At 68.0% G+C, this 19,522-nt stretch carries 16 protein-coding genes; 9 read left to right on the top strand and 7 right to left on the bottom strand.

What is annotated here, in order from left to right:
• The 5 genes from O9335_RS10785 to O9335_RS10765 form a co-directional block, all read right to left on the bottom strand.
• Positions 1-1,164, bottom strand: a 1,164-nt coding sequence (locus tag O9335_RS10785; protein ID WP_298387759.1) for an ATP-binding protein, incomplete at its 3' end; no start/stop codon positions are given.
• Complete coding sequence (locus tag O9335_RS10780; RefSeq protein WP_298387761.1) at positions 1,161-1,886, bottom strand: response regulator transcription factor; 726 nt, start codon at positions 1,884-1,886, stop codon at positions 1,161-1,163. The genes O9335_RS10785 and O9335_RS10780, both read right to left, overlap by 4 nt.
• 13 nt (positions 1,887-1,899) lie before the next feature.
• Entirely contained in the window at positions 1,900-2,406 is a 507-nt protein-coding gene (locus tag O9335_RS10775; protein ID WP_298387757.1) for a periplasmic heavy metal sensor, read from the bottom strand.
• Between the two features lie 101 nt (positions 2,407-2,507).
• The gene (ettA, locus tag O9335_RS10770; RefSeq protein WP_298387755.1) at positions 2,508-4,172 is read right to left on the bottom strand and encodes an energy-dependent translational throttle protein EttA; all 1,665 of its coding nucleotides are present in this window, start codon (positions 4,170-4,172) and stop codon (positions 2,508-2,510) included.
• A gap of 107 nt (positions 4,173-4,279) precedes the next feature.
• Positions 4,280-6,565, bottom strand: coding sequence for an EAL domain-containing protein (locus tag O9335_RS10765; RefSeq protein WP_298387753.1), 2,286 nt, complete (start codon positions 6,563-6,565; stop codon positions 4,280-4,282).
• Between the two features lie 328 nt (positions 6,566-6,893).
• Here O9335_RS10765 and O9335_RS10760 point away from each other — a divergent pair, with 328 nt between their 5' ends.
• Both O9335_RS10760 and O9335_RS10755 read left to right on the top strand, forming a co-directional pair.
• A complete protein-coding gene (locus O9335_RS10760) occupies positions 6,894-8,345 on the top strand; it encodes a DEAD/DEAH box helicase (RefSeq protein ID WP_298387748.1) in 1,452 nt (483 codons plus the stop codon).
• 10 nt (positions 8,346-8,355) lie between these two features.
• Positions 8,356-9,003, top strand: coding sequence for a hypothetical protein (locus O9335_RS10755; protein ID WP_298387744.1), 648 nt, complete (start codon positions 8,356-8,358; stop codon positions 9,001-9,003).
• On the opposite strand, the gene O9335_RS10750 is transcribed toward O9335_RS10755, so the two are convergent.
• Both O9335_RS10750 and O9335_RS10745 read right to left on the bottom strand, forming a co-directional pair.
• Positions 9,000-9,797, bottom strand: a complete 798-nt coding sequence (locus O9335_RS10750; protein ID WP_298387741.1) for a DUF2189 domain-containing protein — start codon at positions 9,795-9,797, stop codon at positions 9,000-9,002. The genes O9335_RS10755 and O9335_RS10750 overlap by 4 nt on opposite strands.
• 9 nt (positions 9,798-9,806) lie before the next feature.
• Entirely contained in the window at positions 9,807-10,694 is an 888-nt protein-coding gene (locus O9335_RS10745) for a CoA transferase (protein WP_298387738.1), read from the bottom strand.
• Between the two features lie 16 nt (positions 10,695-10,710).
• Between O9335_RS10745 and mnmC the strand changes: the two genes are divergently transcribed.
• The 7 genes from mnmC to O9335_RS10710 form a co-directional block, all read left to right on the top strand.
• Positions 10,711-12,573: an FAD-dependent 5-carboxymethylaminomethyl-2-thiouridine(34) oxidoreductase MnmC gene (mnmC, locus tag O9335_RS10740; RefSeq protein WP_298387735.1), complete on the top strand. Its 1,863-nt coding sequence runs from the start codon at positions 10,711-10,713 to the stop codon at positions 12,571-12,573.
• A 58-nt stretch (positions 12,574-12,631) separates the two neighbouring features.
• Complete coding sequence (locus tag O9335_RS10735) at positions 12,632-13,171, top strand: DUF962 domain-containing protein (RefSeq protein WP_298387731.1); 540 nt, start codon at positions 12,632-12,634, stop codon at positions 13,169-13,171.
• Complete coding sequence (locus O9335_RS10730; RefSeq protein ID WP_298387728.1) at positions 13,168-14,184, top strand: 2-dehydropantoate 2-reductase; 1,017 nt, start codon at positions 13,168-13,170, stop codon at positions 14,182-14,184. The genes O9335_RS10735 and O9335_RS10730 overlap by 4 nt, the downstream gene beginning before the upstream one ends.
• 137 nt (positions 14,185-14,321) lie before the next feature.
• Positions 14,322-15,731: a YdgA family protein gene (locus O9335_RS10725; protein WP_298387725.1), complete on the top strand. Its 1,410-nt coding sequence runs from the start codon at positions 14,322-14,324 to the stop codon at positions 15,729-15,731.
• 151 nt (positions 15,732-15,882) lie between these two features.
• Complete coding sequence (gene truD / locus O9335_RS10720; RefSeq protein ID WP_298387722.1) at positions 15,883-16,896, top strand: tRNA pseudouridine(13) synthase TruD; 1,014 nt, start codon at positions 15,883-15,885, stop codon at positions 16,894-16,896.
• A gap of 54 nt (positions 16,897-16,950) precedes the next feature.
• Positions 16,951-19,020, top strand: a complete 2,070-nt coding sequence (gene recG / locus O9335_RS10715; RefSeq protein WP_298387719.1) for an ATP-dependent DNA helicase RecG — start codon at positions 16,951-16,953, stop codon at positions 19,018-19,020.
• A 129-nt stretch (positions 19,021-19,149) separates the two neighbouring features.
• Positions 19,150-19,522 (top strand): hypothetical protein (locus tag O9335_RS10710; RefSeq protein ID WP_298387715.1); only part of this gene is annotated, 373 nt, incomplete at its 3' end.

Raw genomic sequence — 19,522 nt, 5'->3', positions numbered from 1 at the left:
GAGGCGGAAAAAGGGCTCGAAGATGCGATCCCGCAGGCCCTCGGGCACCCCTGGTCCGCGGTCGGCGACGCGAACGTCCACGCGCCCAGAACCCGCCGCGAGGGTCACTGACTGACGATCGCCCCCGTAGCGGCGCGCGTTCTCCAGCAGGTTGCGCACCGCCCGGCGCAGCAAGCGCTCGTCGCCCAACACCGTCGGTTGGCCCACGCCTTCGACGCCGTCCAACTCCACGCCAACCCGAGCGGCTTCTTCGGCCACGAGGCCGAGCAGGTCCACGGGCTCGCGCCGCAGGGCTTGCTGACCCAGGGCTTCCATGCGGGCCGACATCAACAACTCCTCCACCAGGCCGTCGAGTTCGCTGAGGTTGCGCTGCAGTTCGGCCTCGAGCTTGGGATCGCGCTCCACCTCGGGACGCATGGCCAGAGCCATGCGCAAGCGCGCCAGCGGCGACCGGAGCTCATGGCTGGCATTGGCCACCAAGTTCTGGTGCGACTGGAGCAGTTGCGCCACCCGGTCGGCCGTTTCGTTGAAGCTGGCGGCCACCGCGGCCACTTCGTCCTGTCCCGCCAACTGCACGCGATGGGCGAGTTCGCCCGCCCCAAAGCGTTCGACGCCCTGCTTCAGCGTTTCCAGGCGCCGTGTCAGTTGACGAACCACCGGGTAGGCCCCAACGGCGACCCCCACGAACAGCAAGCCAAACAACATCAGCACGGCGTTGACTCCAGCGGGGCTGCGCGGCCACGCCGACCCGCCCCCACGCTCCCCCGACAGCCGTGCCGCGCTGCGCTGCGCGCGCAACAGCAGCAAGCGGCGACCGTCGGGCATGGGCAAAACCTCCGGCGGGAAGGGAAAGCGGTCTTCGCGGCGCTCGAACCATGGGCTGGCTGCGATGCGCTCGCCATCCGGCCCTTCCAGCGCCAGCGGCATGCGCAACTGAAGGCTCCACCGCCGCAGCGCCTCTGCCTGTTCGGCCACCGATGCCGAGGCAGGCGGCAAGGCTTGGTGCAACAGCTGGGCCATGCCTTGCAGACGTTCGTCTTGCAGGGCTTCGAAGCCCGCCCGCTCTTTGTCCAGCTGGCGCTGGGCCAAAGCGCCCGCCAGCAGGGCAAAGGCCAGCAACACGGCCACGACCGTGACGTAAATGCGCAGGAACAGCGACTTCACGCGCCGTCGGCGTCCTGCTTGCGGGCAAACACATAGCCCGCGCCGCGCACGGTGAGCAGGCGCTTGGGGGCCTTGGCATCGTCTTCGATCGCGGCGCGGATGCGGGAGATGTGCACGTCGATGCTGCGGTCGAAGGCGTCCAGCGGATGGCCCGTGAGCGCGTCCATGATTTGGTCCCGGCTCATCACCCGGCCCGCGTGCCGCGCCATGACCACGAGCAACTCGAACTGGTGGCTGGTCAACACGCAATCGCGGCCGTCGAGCCGGGCGCTGCGTTCGCCCAGATCGATCTCCAGCCGCCCGAAACGCAGCACTTCAAGCGTCGCAGCGGCCCCCGCACCGCCAGCGCCCCGACGCAGCAAGGCCTTGACGCGCGCCAGCAGCTCACGCGGCTCGAAGGGCTTGGCCAAGTAGTCGTCGGCGCCCAATTCCAGGCCGATGACGCGGTCCAGCGGCTCGCCACGGGCGCTGAGCATCAGCACGGGCAGGCCCGCCGCTGCAGGCACGGCCCGCAGGTGGCGGCAGAAATCCAGCCCATCGCCATCGGGCAGCATCAGGTCCAGGATGACCAGGTCGGGTTGAGCGGCTTTGGCAGCCAGGACTTGCCGCGCCACGGCCAACGTGGGCGCGACCGTGACGCGGTAACCCGCGTTGCCCAAGTAACCGCCCAGCATGTCGGCCAGGCGCGCGTCATCGTCGACGAGCAGCAGTTGGGCCTGCACGCGTCCTGTCGTTTCAAGGCTGGCCACGGCGCTCCCTCATGCCCTCTGGAGCGCCCTGCTGCCAGCGCTCGCGCCGGTGCTCTTGCAGGCGCTGGGCGCGCTTGGCGGCACGTTCGGCCATCTTGGCCCGTTGTTCAGGGGTCAAGACCTTGGCCACCTCCAGCATCGCCCGGTGCATGCGCAAGCTGGCCTCTTCGCGCAACGCCGACTGCTGCCGGCGCACGCCTTCGAGTGCCTGGGCGTCGAGCGAGGGGGCTCCCCAGAGTCTGGTTTGCTGTTGACGCAGTGCCTGTTGTTTCTCCTGCTGCTGTTTCCAGTCTTCCCGGGCTGCGCGCAGGATCTGCCGAATTTGCTGACGTTGGGCGTCGGAAACGCCAGCATCGTCCAGCATGTCCATCATGGCCATGCCCGGGCCCGCGGGCGCGCCCATCATCGGGCCGGCCAACGCGCCAGGGGCCGCGGCCGCCAGCGCCACGGCGCCAGCGAGCACCAGCGATTTGAAAGCGGAAATGGGTGTCATGGCATCACTCCGGGGTTGGGTGGGGATGCTGCCACTGTCGAGGGCCCGGGTTTCGAGGGCTTGCCCGGCACGTAAAGTTTCGTATCCGGGCCCCGTCCCCGTCACACGATGGGCTTGTAGCGCACCCGCTTGGGGCGGGCGCCTTCCTCACCCAAGCGCTTCTTCTTGTCGGCCTCGTACTCGCTGTAGTTGCCATCGAAGAAGAACCACTGGGACTCGCCCTCGCACGCCAGGATGTGGGTGCAAATGCGATCCAGGAACCAGCGGTCGTGGCTGATGACCATGGCCGAGCCGCCGAACTCCAACAGGGCCTCTTCCAGCGCACGCAGGGTTTCAACGTCCAAGTCGTTGGACGGCTCGTCCAGCATCAGCACGTTCCCGCCCTTGGCCAGGGTCTTGGCCAGATGCAGCCGGCCGCGCTCACCGCCCGACAACTGGCCCACCAGCTTTTGCTGGTCGTTGCCCTTGAAGTTGAAGCGACCCAGGTAGGCGCGGCTGGGCATGACGAACTTGCCGACCACGATGTTGTCCAGGCCGCCCGACACGTCTTCCCAGACGGTTTTTTCGCCCGCCAAGCTCTCACGGCTTTGATCGACAAACGCCAGTTTGGCCGTCTTGCCGATCAGGACCTCGCCGCTGTCGGGCTGCTCGACGCCCTGAATCATGCGGAAGAGGGTCGACTTGCCCGCGCCGTTGGGGCCGATGATGCCCACGATGGCGCCGGGGGGCACCTTGAACGACAGGTTGTCGATCAAGACGCGGTCGCCGAAGCTCTTGGTGACGTTCTTGAACTCGATCACCTCATTGCCCAGGCGCTCGGCGACGGGGATGAAGATTTCGTTGGTTTCGTTGCGGCGCTGGTAATCGACGTCGCTCAACTCTTCGAAGCGGGCCAAGCGTGCCTTGCTCTTGGCTTGGCGCCCCTTGGCGTTGGAGCGCACCCACTTCAGCTCCTCCTTCATCGCCTTGGTGCGGGCCTCTTCCTGGCGCTGCTCCTGCTCCAGGCGCGTTTCCTTTTGGTCCAGCCAGTCGGTGTAGTTGCCCTTGTAGGGGATGCCGTGGCCGCGGTCGAGCTCCAAGATCCATTCGGCGGCGTTGTCCAGGAAGTAGCGGTCGTGGGTGACGGCCACGACGGTGCCCGGAAAGCGCTGCAGGAAGTGCTCCAGCCACTCGACCGACTCGGCGTCCAAGTGGTTGGTCGGCTCGTCGAGCAGCAGCATGTCGGGCTTGGAGAGCAGCAGGCGGCACAAGGCCACGCGGCGCTTTTCGCCGCCCGACAGCTTGCCGATCTTGGCGTCCCAGGGCGGCAGGCGCAGCGCGTCGGCGGCCAGTTCCAGTTGCAGGTCGGTGTTTTCGCCGCCGCTGGCGGCGATGATGGCTTCGAGTTCGGCCTGCTCGGCCGCCCACTTATCAAAGTCGGCATCGGGCTCGGCGTAGGCGGCATACACCTCGTCCAAGCGCTTCTTGGCAGCCAAGGTGCCGCCCACGCCTTCTTCCACGGCCTCGCGCACCGTCTGATCGGGATTGATTTGCGGCTCCTGAGGCAAGAAGCCGATCTTGATGCCCGGCATTGGATAGGCCTCGCCCTCGAACTCCTTGTCGATGCCCGCCATGATCTTGAGCACGGTCGACTTGCCCGCGCCGTTCAAGCCCAACACGCCGATCTTGGCGCCGGGGAAGAAGGACAGCGACACCTCCTTGAGGATCTGACGTTTGGGCGGCACCGTCTTGGTGACGCGGTTCATCGTGAAAACGTATTGAGCCATGTGAGGACCAGCAAATGAGAGACCGCCGTTGCAGTGGACAACGGAGCAAAACGTCGATTATCCAGGGAGGCTCCGCTGTGGCCCTGAAGGAGCCACAGATTCCAGGCTCAGTGGCCGCGGTCGGTCAGGGGCGCCGAGAACGATTCGGGCAGTTCATCCAAGCCCACCACGTGCCGCATCGGAACCCAGCCGCGCACCATGGCCGCCAACTCGTTGGCCGTCATCGGACGGGCCACCAAGAAGCCCTGGATGCCCGAGCATCCATGACGGGCCAACACCTCGAGCTGGGCGGGCTCCTCCACGCCCTCTGCCAGGGTGTCCATCTTGAGGATCTTGGCCAAACTCAAAATCGTTCGCACGATGTGGCGTGCGTCGCTGGTGGTCATGAGCTCGCGGATGAATGCCCGGTCAATCTTCAGCTTGTCGAACGGGAACCGCCGCAGGTAAGCCAGCGACGAGTACCCCGTACCGAAGTCGTCGAGCGCCACCCGAACACCCAACTCTTTGATCGCATTGAGGTTTTCCAGAGCTGTGGAGAGGTTTTCCATCAGCAAGGATTCGGTGACCTCGATCTCCAGTGCGCCATGCGGCACCCCGTGGGTGCGCATGAGGTGATCCAATTCGTCCACAAAACGCGGACGCTGCAACTGGATGGCCGAGCAGTTCACGGCCACGCGCAGGCCCGCCAGGGGGCCGCGAATGTCGGCGCATGCGCGGTCCAGCACCCAGGCGCCCATGTTGTTGATCAAGCCCGAGTCTTCGGCCAGCGGGATGAACTCGACCGGCGACACGGCGCCGAGCTCGGGGTGGTGCCAGCGCAGCAGCGCTTCGGCGCCCACGATGCGCCACGACTGGATGTCCACCTGGGGCTGGTACAGCACCTCGAATTGATCGCGCAGCAAGGCTTCGCGCAGTTCGCGCTCGAGCGTCAGACGCCGCTTTTGGCTCTTGCCCAGTTCGGGCGAGAACACCACGACTCGGCCTCGGCCGGCGGCTTTGGCTTCGTACAGCGCCAAGTCGGCGGCCACCAGGGCCTCGTCGACGGTGTTGGCGTGCTCCGGCAAGAAGGCCACGCCGACGCTGACGCCGGTGTTGAGCGTCAAGCCGCCAGTCGCACACGGGGCCCGCATGCTGACCACCAAACGGTCGGCCAAGGTGAGCACCTCCTGGCGGTCTTCGATGTCATCGACCACGACCGCAAACTCATCGCCCCCCAAGCGCCCGCAAAGGCTGCTTTTCCGGGATTGCTTGCGCAAGCGGCGACCGACTTCCTGCAGCACCGCGTCTCCGACGCTGTGGCCATGGGAGTCATTGATCATCTTGAAGTTGTCAAGATCGAGACACAGGAGCGCACTGAAGCGGCCGTCCTGCGCCTTCTTCTCGACCGCCTTGGCCAGGCGATTGCGAACGCTGACGCGGTTGGCCAAGCCCGTCAGGGAATCGAAATGGGCCAGGAAGGCCAAGTGCTGGTTGGACTGACGCTCGCTGGTCACGTCGCTCAACACGCCCCGCCACCCGCGAGGCAAGCCTTGCTCGTCCAACAGCGGCTTGGCCGTGATGGACCACCAACGGGGCCCCTGGGCGGTGGTCACGCGCACGACTTGGTCGCGGAAAGCATCGCCGGCATCCAACGCCGCCTTTAGGCGCCCCCCACCCCGGGAACCCTCGACCTGCATGGACAAGAGGGCCGGCAAGAACTGCAGTTGGGCCATGGATCGCAAGGGCCGCTCGAACAGGGTGGCCAAGCGCTCAGAGGGCTGCACAAAACGACCCTGGCGGTCAACCTCCCAGAGCACGTCGGCTGTCGACTCTTCGAAATCGCGCAGCAGCAAGCCCACCAACTCGGATTGGCGCGACGCATCGCGCTCTGAGTACAGACGCTGGGTGAACAGCCGCGACACGGCCAACACCACGACAGCGAGCACGATGGCGTACAGCACCATCAGCACCTGGATCACCCCGGTGTAGGGGCCGCCGTCGCGCACCAGCGCCCCAATCGACAAGCCAGCCATGATGAAGGTGTAGGTCAACGCGGCCGGAGGCACCATGGTCAAAGCCAGGGCCCCGGCGCAGGTAAGGCCCGTGACCAAGACTGCGATCAGCATCTGCAGCCCTGACTCAGCGTGAGGGAACCACAGCATGGGCATCGCCCCCCAGACGGCGCCCAGCAACAGCGCATGCACCGTGGCGGCCCGCACGGTGCCCGGACCGACAGCCAGCAAGTGGCTCTGCTGGATGCGCAAACAACCCACCCAACCCGCCACGGTCATCGCCAGAACCGCCAAGGCCCAAACGATCAAGGTCACCGTCTGAGCGTGGCCGCTCAACACCCAGGCGCACAGGCCCAGGTTGATGGCGCTGGCCAGCATGGTCCAGGGCGTGGTCGCCAGCATGGCTTTGATGTGCCGCGCTCGCACCTCGGAGCTCTCCACATCCGTGGCCGACCACAGGCGCCGTGTATCGCTCCACCAATGCTTCAACTGCTGCACCATCGGGTCCCGGCCTCACTCCTAAACCCCCGGACTCTACCGGCGCTCGTGCGAGGGGCCGCCTACGGGCAGACCCTCGCTCGCCTACACTGCCCCCTGTGCACGGCCTCCAGCCGTCTGGGTCGTGCCGGCAGTCTGCAGTTCATCGTTCCCCAGCGCCGCCGTGACGGCACCGTGCTCTTGGCAGCCGGTGATCGGTGCATCGCCCGTCAGAAGCGGGCTCCCACTCCTCATGAATTTTGCTGATCTCGGCTTGGCCGAGCCGATCCTGCGCGCGGTGCGCGAACAGGGCTACGAAACCCCGACCCCCATCCAACAACAAGCCATTCCCATGGTGCTCACCGGCGGCGACTTGCTGGCCGGCGCCCAAACGGGCACGGGCAAGACCGCCGGCTTTACCCTGCCGATGCTGCACCGCCTGATGGGCAAACCCCCTGCGGCCGGCGCCAGACGAGCGGTTCGCGCCCTGGTGATGACCCCCACGCGGGAACTGGCCGCGCAAGTGGAAGAAAACATCCGCGCTTACGGGCGCCACCTGCCGCTCAACAGCACTGTGATGTTTGGCGGCGTGGGCATGCAGCCCCAAATCAACGCCCTGCGCCGAGGGGTGGACATCCTCGTGGCCACGCCGGGTCGGCTGCTGGACATCCAACAACAAGGCCACCTTGACCTGTCCAAGGTCGAGATCCTGGTGCTGGACGAAGCCGATCGCATGTTGGATATGGGCTTCATCCACGACATCAAGAAGGTGTTGGCGCTGTTGCCCAGCAGCAAGCAAAGTCTTTTGTTCAGTGCCACCTTCAGCGACGACATCAAGGCCTTGGCCGATCGCCTGCTGAAGTCGCCCCAGCTCATCGAAGTGGCTCGCCGCAATGCGACCGCCGACACGGTGGCTCAGAAGGTGTACTGGACCGGCCGTGAGCGCAAGAAGGATTTGCTGGCCGAGCTCATCCGCCGTCACGACTGGCACCAAGTGCTGGTGTTCACGCGCATGAAGCACGGCGCCAACCGTCTGGCTGAGTTCCTGAACAAGCAGGACATCAGCGCCATGGCCATCCATGGCAACAAGAGCCAGGGTGCCCGCACCAAGGCCCTGAGCGAGTTCAAGGCCGGCACCTTGCAAGTGCTGGTGGCCACGGACATTGCCGCACGCGGGATCGACATCGACGAGTTGCCTCACGTCGTCAATTACGAGCTGCCCAATGTGCCGGAAGACTACGTGCACCGCATTGGGCGCACCGGCCGCGCGGGCTGCGAAGGCGAGGCCGTCAGCTTGGTCTGTCCTGACGAAGAGCTGTTTCTGAAGGACATCGAGAAGCTCATCAAGCGTAGCCTGCCGCGCGAGGTGATGGCAGGTTTTGAGGTGCCGAGCACCGAGCGCGCCGAACCCATCCAAATCGGGCGTCAAACCATCGGCGTTCGCGGCCCCGCCCGCTCGGGTGGGGGCGGCGGAGCTCGACCGCCGCGGGACGGACACACACCGAGGCGCGATGGTGGTCGGTCACCCGCGCACCGCGGCAACAGCCCCAAACCGGCCCAAGGCAGCGGGCAAGGCGGTGCCCGGCCGCAGGCGAACGCTGAGGGCGCTCGCGCGGCGCGGCCCTCGTCGGGCGGCGGTGGCAGCGGTTCGGGTCGTCCCGCCGCTTTGCTGGGCGGACCCCGCCGTGGCGGCCACAAAGCCTGACCTGGGCGCCATGCCCCGCCACGTGCTGCTGGCCGGCGCGTCGGGGTTGGTGGGCGGGCACTTGGCGCGCTGCATCAGTGCCGACTTGCCCAGCGACGGAACGCTTTGGCTGCCCCTGCGGCGGCCGCTGCCCGGCTTGAATCCACTGCCCGGCGCCCACCCGCTGCCCTGGCCGCTGCCCGAAGCTCTGCCGGCGATCGACACCGCCGTTTGTGCACTGGGCACCACGCTGGCGGTGGCCGGCTCGCGCGAGGCCTTCCGTGCCGTGGATCTGGAGGCGGTGCTCAGCGTGGCGCAAGCCGCCCGCCGCGCGGGCGCTCGCCGCTTCGGGCTGGTGTCGGCGATGGGCGCCGACCCGGCCTCTCGCGTGTTTTACAACCGCGTCAAGGGTGAGGCCGAGGCCGCCGTGGCGGCCTTGGGTTTCGAGTGCCTCGTCATCGCGCAACCCTCGCTTTTGCTGGGCGAGCGCCAGAGCCTGGGCCAACCCCGGCGCCCTGGGGAATCGTTGGCCCAGCGAATGTCCCCTTGGCTCGGCCGTTGGGTGCCCTTGCGTTGGCGGCCCATCGCTGCCGAACGCGTGGCGCACGCCTTGTGGTCCGCGCTGAAGAAGGCCCCACCGGGCGTAACCCGGCTGCGATCCGACGCGCTGGCGCGTTAAGTCGGGGCGGCGTCAGCCGCAACCGCATCGACCTGCACCGCCGCTCGGTAAGCGTGCCAGCTCGCATGGCCGATGACCGGCGCCACCAGGGGCAACCCCACGAACCAGGGCAGCATGGCCAAGCCCACCAGCAGGGCAATGCAAGCGCCCCAGCACAACATCACGCCGGGCTGCGCCAGCACCAGCTTCAAGCTGGTGAGGGCGGCTGTCACGGCGTCCACGGGCTGGTCCAGCAGCATGGGGATGGAAACCGCGCTGACCGCATAGATCAAGCCAGCGAACACCCCGCCCACCGCGATGTAGGCCACGATGAAGCTCAGGTTCTCGGGGTTGAGCAGGGCCGTGATCGAGCCTTTGAAATCCGGCATGCCGTCGAAGCTGACGGCAAAAATGACCAGCGAAGCGCGCCCCCAAATCATCTCCAGCACCAAAAGCACCAATCCGAACAAGGCCAGCGGGCCGATGCGGCTCTCGAAGGCCAACAAGGCGTCGCCGAAATCGGGGCGTTCGCCCCGCTCCAGCACCTGGCTGATGCGGTAGAGCCCCAAAAACAGCACAGGCCCCACCAGCAGGAAGCCGGCCGCCAGGGCCAACAGGTAGGCCGGAGCGGCTTCGTACACCTTCAGCAGCGCCCAGCCCATCACCATGAAGCAGCTGCCGAAAAAAAGCCCCATGAACGGGGCGCGCAGGAAGTCGCGCCAGCCCAGGGACAACCAACGAAAAGGCTCGCGCCAGGTCAGCCTGCGCAAACGAACCTGAAGCCGAGCGGCGGGGCTGTCACTGGGGGCACTCATGGCCGCATGCTAGGCAGTGCGCCCACCACCCACCAGGGGGCAAACCACCAAGGGCAGGTCGTGCGCCTGCGCCAATCTCGCCAGTGCAGCCACCTCGTGCGCCGCCGCCCAGGCCGCAACGGCGTCTCGGGTGGCTGGGTGACCCCAGTCGGGACACGCTCCGAGCCCGGCCAGGGCCGCGAGCCGGGCGCCGAAATGCGGCTCCAGGGCCGCCAGCGCGACCCATCCGTCTCGCGCACGCAAGACCTGATACCCAGCGTGCCCGCCACCCAGCAGTGCGCCCGGCGCCGTCAACCCCCAGCGCAGCGGCGCCGCCATGCGCTCGGCGACATCGCCCAGGCCGACGACCAACCTCCGTGGGCCGACACCCTGCGTTCGCCCCAAAGCCGCTTGCAACACCGCCAGCACCACCGCCTGGGCGCCGGCCATGTCAGCCAGCAAGGTGGTGGGCAGGTGCCCTGGCGTGAGCAAGCCGTGCGCGGCCTGGTACGTGAGATCGTGGCCGGCATCGTCGACATGGGCGGGGTCGGCCGAGCCTTGGATGGCCACCTGCCACAACTGAGGGTGGCGCTTACGCAGGGCAGCCCAGTCCAAGCCCATGCGCGCAAGCGCTTGCGGTCGAAAGGCGGTGATCAGCACGTCGGCGGTTGCCAGCGATCGGTGCAGGGCGCGCTGGCAGGCTGCATCTTTGAGGTCGAGGGTTCGCACCTTCACCCCCCGGTGCAAGGCGGCGTACAGGGCCGGCGCCACACGCTGCACCAAATCGCCCGAAGGCGGCTCGACCTTGTGGCAGCGCGCACCGAGCGCACGGCAATCGGCCAGAGCAACCGGGCCCGGGATGTTGAGCGCCAGGCTGACGATGCGGCAGCCGGCCAGAGGGCGGAAGGCAGAGTCCATGCCCGATCATGCCGCCATGAGAAAGCCTCGCCTCACGCCCGTCGAAATCGACTGGAGCGATCCCCAGCACCCCCAGGTTGGGCCGTCGGGCCGCCTGGACCTTGCTCGCTTGTGCGCCACCGCGCAGCAAAGGATGTCGCAAGGACTGGATCTGCCGCGGCGCTGGTCCCAGCAGCCCCAGCACACCCTGATGCTGGTGGGCCTGGGTTTGGGGCACGCCTTGGTGGCCGCTTGGCAGCTGTGGCGCGCTGACCTTCGACGCCCCCAGCGCCTGCAAGTGTTGATCATGGCGCCACGCCCGCTCACGGCTGAGGACTGGCGACGGGCTCACCCTCCGGCCTGGGGTGACCTCTTGGCGCAATCATGGCCGCCAGTCACCCCGGGCTGGCATCGTCTGGCGCTGGATGGCGGCGGCTTGACGGTCACCGTGGCGATGGCGCCGCTCACCGAGCAGATGAGCGAATGGCAAGCCGGAGTCGACAGCTTCGTGGTCGACGATCACGATGAATGTCCTGAGGGCCTCTGGCCAGCCCTGGCCCGCATGGCGAACCCCGGCGCACGGCTGGTGGGCGAACCGAACCGGCTGACCGGCTGCGAACGTCACGGCTTCGAGCCCCTGACGGGGGACATCGGCGCCCGTGTCTTCACCCCCCGCCACCAGCCCAGGCCGCCGATCGGTCGGCGCGCTGTGGCGCCCGGTGCGCGCAGTGCCATCGTGCTGGGTGCCGGCTTGGCTGGCGCCGCGTGCGCCCGCGCCCTGCACCAGCAGGGCCTTCGCGTGCTGGTGATGGATGCGGCTCCGCACCTGGCGGCGGGCGCCAGCGGCAACCCGGGCGGCCTGTTCCACGGCACGGTGCATGCTGACGATGGACCGCATGCACGCTGGAACCGCTGCGCCGCCCTGCATTTGCGGCACACCCTGGCAAGCGCTGTTTTGAGTTGGCGGTTGGATGGCTTGATGCGCTGGGCGCCCGACGAACCCTGGCAGCGCCTGCAATCCCTCATCGACACCTTGGGTCTGCCCACGGATTACGTGCAAGCCCTGGATGCGCACGCCGTCCACGCCGCGACAGGTCTGCCCCTGCCCGGTGCGGCTTGGTTCTACCCCGGCGGAGGCGCACTGCCCCCGGCCGAACTCGTTGCGCACCATTTGCGCGACCTGGACGTGCGACTGAACAGCCCAGTGGACACACTGGCCACCACCGAAACCGGTTGGGCCGTGGCCCACCACGGCGCAGAGAAGGCGCGCGCCGACCTCCTGGTGCTGGCAACGGGTGCGGCCCTGCCGCAGTTGCTGGCCCGCTGGGACCCGGCCTTGGCCCGCTTGCTCACGCCGCAGCGCGGCCAACTCAGTTGGCTGGACCCACAGCAAGCTGCGCTGGCGGTCCGACCCCGCCAGCCCGTGGCCGCGGGCGGCTACGCCCTGCCCTTGCCCGACGGACGACTGCTCCTGGGGGCCACGAGCCATGACCATGACCCCGAACCAGGCTGCCGGCCGGAGGACCACGAAGCCAACGCAGCCCACTGGCGGCGCCTGTGCGGGGCGCCCCCAGGCCTCAATCCCACGCAGGGGCGGGTGGCTTGGCGCTTGTTGGCACCCGATCGGCTCCCCATCGTGGGGGGCGTGGTCGACCCCGACCAAGCACCGCCCATCCGAGCCTCCCAACCCAGTGCCTGGGCCCGCCGCCCGGGCCTGCTGGTCTGCGGGGCCCTGGCATCGCGCGGCATCACATCCAGCAGCTTGGCTGGCGAACTGGCTGCCGCCCTCGCCTTGGGGCTGCCGGCGCCGGTGGAGCGCAGCTTGATCGACGCCGTGGACCCCGCGCGCTACGTGGCGCGGGCCTGGCGCCACCGGCAGGCGGAGGTGTCAAAGCCCTGACAGACAGGCGGAACACAACGGCCTAGCATCGGCTCCATCAACCTTTGGAGATCGACCGATGAGCAGCTTGTTCCGACCCGCCATCGACCTGATGAGCATGTATGCCGCGTACCACCGTGACACGCGCAACATCGCCACGCACTTCATCGGCATCCCCATGATCGTGTTCGCCGTGTGCGTGCTCTTGGCCCGCCCGATGGTCGAGCTCGGGGGCTGGACCTGGAGCCCCATCCACGCGCTGTGGCTGCTGGCCACCCTCTGGTACCTCACGCGCGACGAGTTCATCCTGGGCTTGGCCACCAGCGTCGTCAACGGCGTGCTGATGCTGCTGGCGCTGCCGCTGGCCGCGGGCAGCACCACCTCTTGGCTGGCCTGGGGCGTGGGCGCCTTCGTGCTGGGCTGGATCATCCAGTTCGTGGGTCACAAGTACGAGGGACGCAAGCCGGCATTCGTGGACGACCTGGTGGGCTTGCTCGTGGGCCCCATGTTCGTCGTGGCCGAAGCGCTCTTCATGGTGGGATGGGGCAAGAAGCTGCTGGCCGACATCGAGTCCCGCGTGGGCCCCACCCGCTCGGGTCCACCCGCGCAAACGGCGTGAGCTCCGTCCAAGCACCCGGCCCCGTCTGGGTGCTGGGCGCAGGCCTCGTCGGGACGTACCTCGGCGGCCGGCTCGCTTTGGCCGGCTGCCAGGTGCACTTCATCGGTCGTCGCTCATTCGGCGAGACCTTGGCCGCCCATGGCCTGACGCTCACCGACCTGGATGGCTTTCAGGGCCGCTTGGACACCGTGTCATGGCACACCACGCTGCCCGCTGAGGGCGAACCAGCCTTGGTACTGCTGTGCGTCAAGAGCGCTGACACCGCCGGTGCAGCGCGCCAACTGGCCGAGCGATTGAAGGGCGGCAGTCGGGTGCTTTCCTTTCAAAACGGCGTCGACAACATGGGCACCCTTCGCGCCAACGCCCCGGAGTTGATCGCCGTGGCGGGCATGGTGCCGTTCAACGTGTCCCAGCCGGCACCAGGCCGGCTCCACCAGGGCACCAGCGGGGCGCTGCTGGCAGACAACGATGCCAGCTTGCAGGCTTGGCAGGGGGTTTTTTCGCGCGCTGGCCTGCCCCTGCACCTGCGCGACGACATGGCCGCCGTGCAATGGGCCAAGCTGCTGCTGAACCTCAACAACCCCATCAATGCCCTCTCCGGCTTGCCGCTGCGCGAGCAACTGCTGGATCGAGACTGGCGCGCCTGCACCGCGGCCTTGATGGAAGAGGCCCTGGCCGTGCTGGACCGTGCCGGACAGTCGCTCGCTCGGCTGACCCCCTTGCCACCGGCCGCCCTGCCAACCCTGCTGCGAACACACAATTGGCTGTTTCGACGGGCCGCCGCGCGCATGTTGCGCATCGATGCCCAAGCGCGCAGCAGCATGGCCGACGACGTGGCCCGCGGACGCGTGCCCGAAATCGACGCCCTGTGCGGCGCCGTGGTGCGGCTGGGGCGCCGGGTGGGTGTGGCCACGCCCCGCAACGCCCTCATGGTGTCGGCCTTCCTGTCCACCGAGCGACCGCAGCGCTCAGCCCAGGCCTGGCGGCGCACCTTGGAGTCGGCGCTTTCGTAGCCTTTGCGCAACCTCCAAGCCCCGGCTTGGATGAATCTTTCACGACTCGCCCCCGCCCTGGGCGGCCGGCTTGCCGGGCTTGAGCACAATGGATGCGCTGGCGCTCGGCCAGCGCTTCATCGGCCCTCAGGAACTCTATGAACACCCTCACCAAAGTCGGCGCCGCCGTGGCCGTCGTCATCGTCAGTTGGGCGGCAGGCACCGTCGTCCTTGGCCAGCGGGTCCAAGCCAAGCTAGAAACCCAAGGTCCGCTGGGCGAGGCTTTGGACAGCACAGGACTGCTCAAGGTCGTCAACAGCGAATACCGCAAGAGCTTCTTCGGCGCCACCAGGACCATGTCGGTGGAATGGGGTTGCTCCACCGAGGGCAAGCCGGCACCCCGCTTGACCGTGCAGCAGGACATCCAGCACGGGCCCTTCCCGGGTTTCCGCAGCGTGGGCGCGGCGCGCGTCACCACCCGCTTGGTGCTGGACAGCGATGCCCGCGCCAAGCTGAAGGAAGTCATCGGCACTGAAGAGCTGCCCTTTGAGATGGTCACCATCGCCGGCTTCGGCGGCGGCACGCACACCGACCTGCGCTCGGACGGTTTCACCGCCAAGGACGCGAACTCCAACACCCAAATCAGCCTGAAGCCCCTGAACCTGCAGCTGAAGTCGTCGTCCCACGGCGACACCACGCTGCGCTACGACGTGCAAGGCTACGAACTGCAAGACGGCCGAGGCACCTCCATGGTTCTGGCGGGTCTCAAAGGCTCAGCCCAGGGCCAAGCCCCGCATTGGTACGCCATGGGCACGCAGGCCGATGGCGTGATCGAGCGCTTTGAACTCAAGGCGCCGCAGGGTGGCGCTCAGCCTCTCCTGCTGATGAGCAACCTCAAAATGGGCTCGCAGGGGGCGGTGAAGGACGGCCTGTACAGCGCCCAATCGACCATGACTGGACAGCTCGAGGTGGCGGGCACCAAGTTCCAAGAGCTGGTCATGAAGGCATCGCTCAAGAACCTGAACGCCGAGGCCTACGCGCGCTTGGTCAAGAACGCCATGCAACCCCGCCTGAGTTGCGACAACCCCAGTGAACCCGCGGCACTGGCGATGCAACGCCAACTGGCCGACATGCAAAGCGACCTGATGGCCCTGCTGCCCAGCAACCCTGAGTTCAGCCTGGATGAGCTCAGCGTCACCTTGGAAGGCAAGAAGGCCCTGCTCAGCTACGCCGTGGGCGCCCAGGGGGTGACTGCTGAAGAACTCAAGGCTGGCTTTCAACCGGGCCTGATGCAAAAGGTCAAGCTCAATGCCATGGTCGAGACTTCGACCGGTTTCCTGCAAGAGTTGGCCAAGGTGTTCAAGCAACCGCCCCAGATGATGGACGCCATGGTGGCGCAAGGCGTGGATCGCGGATTCATCCGCCAAGAAGGCCAAAGCCTGAAGGCCACCATCGAACTGGCCAAGGGTCAAGCCCTGTTGAACGGCAAGCCCGTGCCCCTGCCCGGCCTCACGCCGCCTCCGGCAGAGCCGGCGCCGGTGGAAGAAGAGACCGCCGAGGGCGAGTGAAGCGCCTAAACCGCGCGTCCACGCCAGGCCCCTACGGGGGCCTTTTTCATGGGGGCCGGTTCAGGGCAGCGAGCCCGAAGAAAATGAGGCCTGGGTCTGCTCATGCCCGTTCAGGCGGCCCTCTCCCCAGCTGGCCCTTCCAAGGCTGCCCATGACCGACGCCCCCACCCCGACCTTGCCGCACTGCCCCCCCGCCTACCCGCCCACCGGCGCCAGCGCCACGTTGAAGCAGTTCAAAGAAGACTTCGTCGTGACCGAACTTCCGCTGCAGCCGCCCTCGGGCGCGGGCGAGCACCTCTGGTTGGAGGTGGAGAAGAACGGGGCCAACACCGCTTTCGTGGCGCAGCAGTTGGCCGCGGCCGCCGGGGTGAAGGACTGGGACGTGGGCTATGCCGGCTTGAAGGACCGCTACGCCCTCACCCGCCAGGGGTTCAGCCTTTACTTCCCAAAGGGCGAGGCGCCCGACCTGACCCAGTTGCAGCACCCGGAATTTCGGGTGCTGAGCCAAAGCCGCCACCTGAAAAAGCTGCGCCCCGGCGACCTGCAGGGCAACCGCTTTCGCATCGTGCTGCGGGACGTGATGGGCGACCGCGGCGCCATCGAGGCCAACCTGCAGGCCGTCGCGGCGCAGGGCGTGCCCAACTACTTCGGCCCGCAGCGCTTTGGGTTTGAGGGCGGCAACGTCGAGCAAGGCCGGGCCATGCTGGCGCGCGAGATCCGCGTGCGCAACCCGAAGAAGAAGGGCCTCTACCTGTCGGCGGTGCGCTCCTTCGTCTTCAACGAGGTGCTGGCACTGCGCATCCAGCAGCGGCTGTGGGGCCAGACCTTGCCCGGCGACATGCTAGACGCAGCGGGCCTGCCCACGGGGCCGCTCTGGGGCCGGGGGCGCGTGACGAGCACCGACCGGGCCCAGGCGCTGGAGCACGCCGTGGCCGAGCGCCACGCCAGCCTGTGCGACGGGCTGGAACATGCCGGCTTGGAGCAGGAACGTCGCTCTTTGGTGGCGCGCCCGGCGGATCTGGCTTGGGAATGGCCGCAGGCCGACCAGCTGGTGCTCTCCTTCTTCCTGCCGGCGGGCACGTACGCGACCTCGGTGTTGGCCGAAATCCTGCGCGCCGTGGAGCCGCAGCGGCAGGCCGAGAACGAGCCGCCCGCGGTCGAATGACCGGGCCGCGGCCCTGAGCTGGATGGGCATCCAGTTTCGTCACAATGCTGGGCCATGCCGGACGCCCCGCTGCCCCCGCCCCAGGCTCGCCAGCCCACTGCCACCCCGCCCTCGGGCCCGCGGCGGGCGATGGAGCGCCTGGGCCTGATCCTGCCCATCGACCTGGCCCTGCACCTGCCCCTGCGCTACGAGGACGAAACCCGCCTCGTGCGCTTGGCGCAAGCGCGCCCCGGCGACACCGTGCAGTTCGAAGCCACGGTGAGCGACAGCCGCGTGGAAGTGCGCCGCCGCCGCCAGCTGCTGGTGAGCCTGCGCGACGACGACGGCCAGACCGTGCTGCTGCGCTTTTTGCACTTCTACCCCTCGCACCAAAAGACGCTGAGCGAAGGCCGGCGCGTTCGCGTGCGCGGCGAGCTCAAGGGCGGCCTGTTCGGCCGCGAGATGGTGCACCCGACCTTCAAGGCCGTGGAGCCGGACACGCCGCTGGCCGCCGCGCTCACGCCCGTGTACCCCGCCGGGGCCGGCCTGCCGCAGGCCTACCTGCGCAAGGCCATCGAGGCCGCGCTGCCACGCGCGCCCCTGCACGAGCTGCTGCCGCCCGGATGCGTGCCCGCGGGCCTGCCACCGCTGCGCGAGGCCCTGACCCTGCTGCACCACCCACCGCCCAGCGTGCCGCAGCAGCAGCTGCAAGAACACACCCACCCGGCGTGGCAGCGCCTGAAGTTCGAAGAGCTGCTGGCCCAGCAGCTGAGCCAACTGCAAAGCAAGGCCCTGCGCGCCCAGCACCGCGCGCCCGAATTGCGCGGCCGCGGCCTGGTGGAGCGCCTGCTGGCGGCGTTGCCCTTTGCGCTGACGGGCGCGCAGCAGCGCGTGGCCGAAGAAATCGCGACCGACCTGGGCCAAGCCCAGCCCATGCACCGCCTGCTGCAGGGCGACGTGGGCTCGGGCAAAACCGTGGTGGCCGCCCTGGCCGCGGCCGTGTGCATCGACGCCGGCTGGCAGTGCGCGTTGATGGCGCCCACCGAGCTGCTGGCCGAGCAGCACCTGCGCAAGCTGGTGGGCTGGCTGGAACCCCTGGGCGTGCGCGTGGCCTGGATCACCGGCAGCGTGAAGGGCAAGAAGCGCGAGGGCCTGCTGCTTGAGGCCGCCAACGGCGAGGCGCAGCTGGTGGTGGGCACGCACGCCGTCATCGAAGACAAGGTGCAGTTCGACCGCCTGGGCCTGGCCATCGTGGACGAGCAGCACCGCTTCGGCGTGGCCCAGCGCCTGGCCTTGCGCCGCAAGCTGGCCGAGCGCGGCCTGGAGCCGCACCTGCTGATGATGAGCGCCACGCCCATCCCGCGCACCCTGGCCATGAGCTACTACGCCGACCTGGACGTGAGCACGCTGGACGAGCTGCCGCCGGGGCGCTCGCCCATCGTCACCAAGGTGTTCGGCATGGGCAAGCGCGAGGAGGTGATCGAGCGCATCGCGCACGAGATCGACGCCGGCAAGCAGGTCTACTGGGTCTGCCCGCTGATCGAGGAAAGCGAAGAGAGCGACCTGCAGGCCGCCACCGTGACGCACGCCGAGCTGGCCGACCTGCTCGGCCCCGAGCGCGTGGGCCTGCTGCACGGGCGGCTCAAGGCCGACGAGAAGGCGGCGGTGATGGCGCGCTTCTCGGCCAACGAGCTGCCGCTGCTGGTGGCCACCACCGTGATCGAGGTGGGCGTGGACGTGCCCAACGCCACGCTGATGGTCATCGAGCACGCCGAGCGTTTCGGCCTGGCGCAGCTGCACCAGCTGCGCGGGCGCGTGGGGCGTGGCGCGCAGGCCAGCGTGTGCGTGCTGCTCTACAGCGGCCCCTTGAGCGAAAGCGGCCGCGAGCGCCTGAAGGCCATGGCCGAGACGACCGACGGCTTCGAAATCGCCCGCCGCGACCTCGCCATCCGCGGCCCGGGCGAGTTCATGGGCCACCGCCAAAGCGGCGCCGACCTGCTGCGCTTTGCCGACCTGCAAGACGACGCGCCCCTGCTGGTGGCCGCCCGCGCCCAAGCCCCCGCGCTGTTGCGCGAGCACCCCCAAGCGGCGCAGGCGCACGTGCAGCGCTGGCTGGGGGGCAAGGCGGAGTTGCTCAAGGCTTGACCCCGACGGAACCCGACGAAGGCGTGACTTTCGGCCCACGCGCAGCCGGCGTCTGCGCGTAAACACGGTCGGCTCGTCGCGCGCCAACGTCGCACATTGGGGCGCTTGCCACCCCACCCAGGAGACTGCATGAACCCGATGACTTTGAGCGACCGCTGCGTGGCTCAACTGATCGCGTTGTTTCGCCAGCTGTTTGGCGTGCCCGCATTCATGGCGGCTGAACGAGGCCTGATGCAACTGAGTGGTTTCGCCGCTGCCGCTGCCGCGGTCATGGGTTTGGGCCTCGCGGTTTTCGCCGCCATCAAGGTCGACTCCCTGTCCATGTTGCTCTTGGGCCTGGGTTGGGTGCTCGCGGTGGCCGTGCTCCATTTCATCGGAGCCCGCATGCTGGTGAGTTGTTCGCTGACCTTGCGCAACTCGCCGTCAGACGTGTCGTCCCAGGACTACTTGGAGGTGTTGGGCCTCTTGTGCATCGTGGTGCTCGTGGCGTCTTTGCTGGGAG

Origin of the sequence: Inhella sp., from assembly GCF_027532025.1 — a bacterium.
GTDB lineage: Bacteria > Pseudomonadota > Gammaproteobacteria > Burkholderiales > Burkholderiaceae_C > Inhella.
Note: the sequence above shows the minus strand (reverse complement) of the source record. Positions and strands in the feature narration are given on the sequence as shown.

Bases quoted from the DNA above. Each gene is read 5' to 3' on its own strand.
- O9335_RS10775 (WP_298387757.1), bottom strand. From the start codon at position 2,406: ATGACACCCATTTCCGCTTTCAAATCGCTGGTGCTCGCTGGCGCCGTG.
- ettA (WP_298387755.1), bottom strand. From the start codon at position 4,172: ATGGCTCAATACGTTTTCACGATGAACCGCGTCACCAAGACGGTGCCG.
- O9335_RS10765 (WP_298387753.1), bottom strand. From the start codon at position 6,565: ATGCTGGCGACCACGCCCTGGACCATGCTGGCCAGCGCCATCAACCTG.
- O9335_RS10760 (WP_298387748.1), top strand. From the start codon at position 6,894: ATGAATTTTGCTGATCTCGGCTTGGCCGAGCCGATCCTGCGCGCGGTG.
- O9335_RS10755 (WP_298387744.1), top strand. From the start codon at position 8,356: ATGCCCCGCCACGTGCTGCTGGCCGGCGCGTCGGGGTTGGTGGGCGGG.
- O9335_RS10750 (WP_298387741.1), bottom strand. From the start codon at position 9,797: ATGAGTGCCCCCAGTGACAGCCCCGCCGCTCGGCTTCAGGTTCGTTTG.
- O9335_RS10745 (WP_298387738.1), bottom strand. From the start codon at position 10,694: ATGGACTCTGCCTTCCGCCCTCTGGCCGGCTGCCGCATCGTCAGCCTG.
- mnmC (WP_298387735.1), top strand. From the start codon at position 10,711: ATGAGAAAGCCTCGCCTCACGCCCGTCGAAATCGACTGGAGCGATCCC.
- O9335_RS10735 (WP_298387731.1), top strand. From the start codon at position 12,632: ATGAGCAGCTTGTTCCGACCCGCCATCGACCTGATGAGCATGTATGCC.
- O9335_RS10725 (WP_298387725.1), top strand. From the start codon at position 14,322: ATGAACACCCTCACCAAAGTCGGCGCCGCCGTGGCCGTCGTCATCGTC.
- truD (WP_298387722.1), top strand. From the start codon at position 15,883: ATGACCGACGCCCCCACCCCGACCTTGCCGCACTGCCCCCCCGCCTAC.
- recG (WP_298387719.1), top strand. From the start codon at position 16,951: ATGCCGGACGCCCCGCTGCCCCCGCCCCAGGCTCGCCAGCCCACTGCC.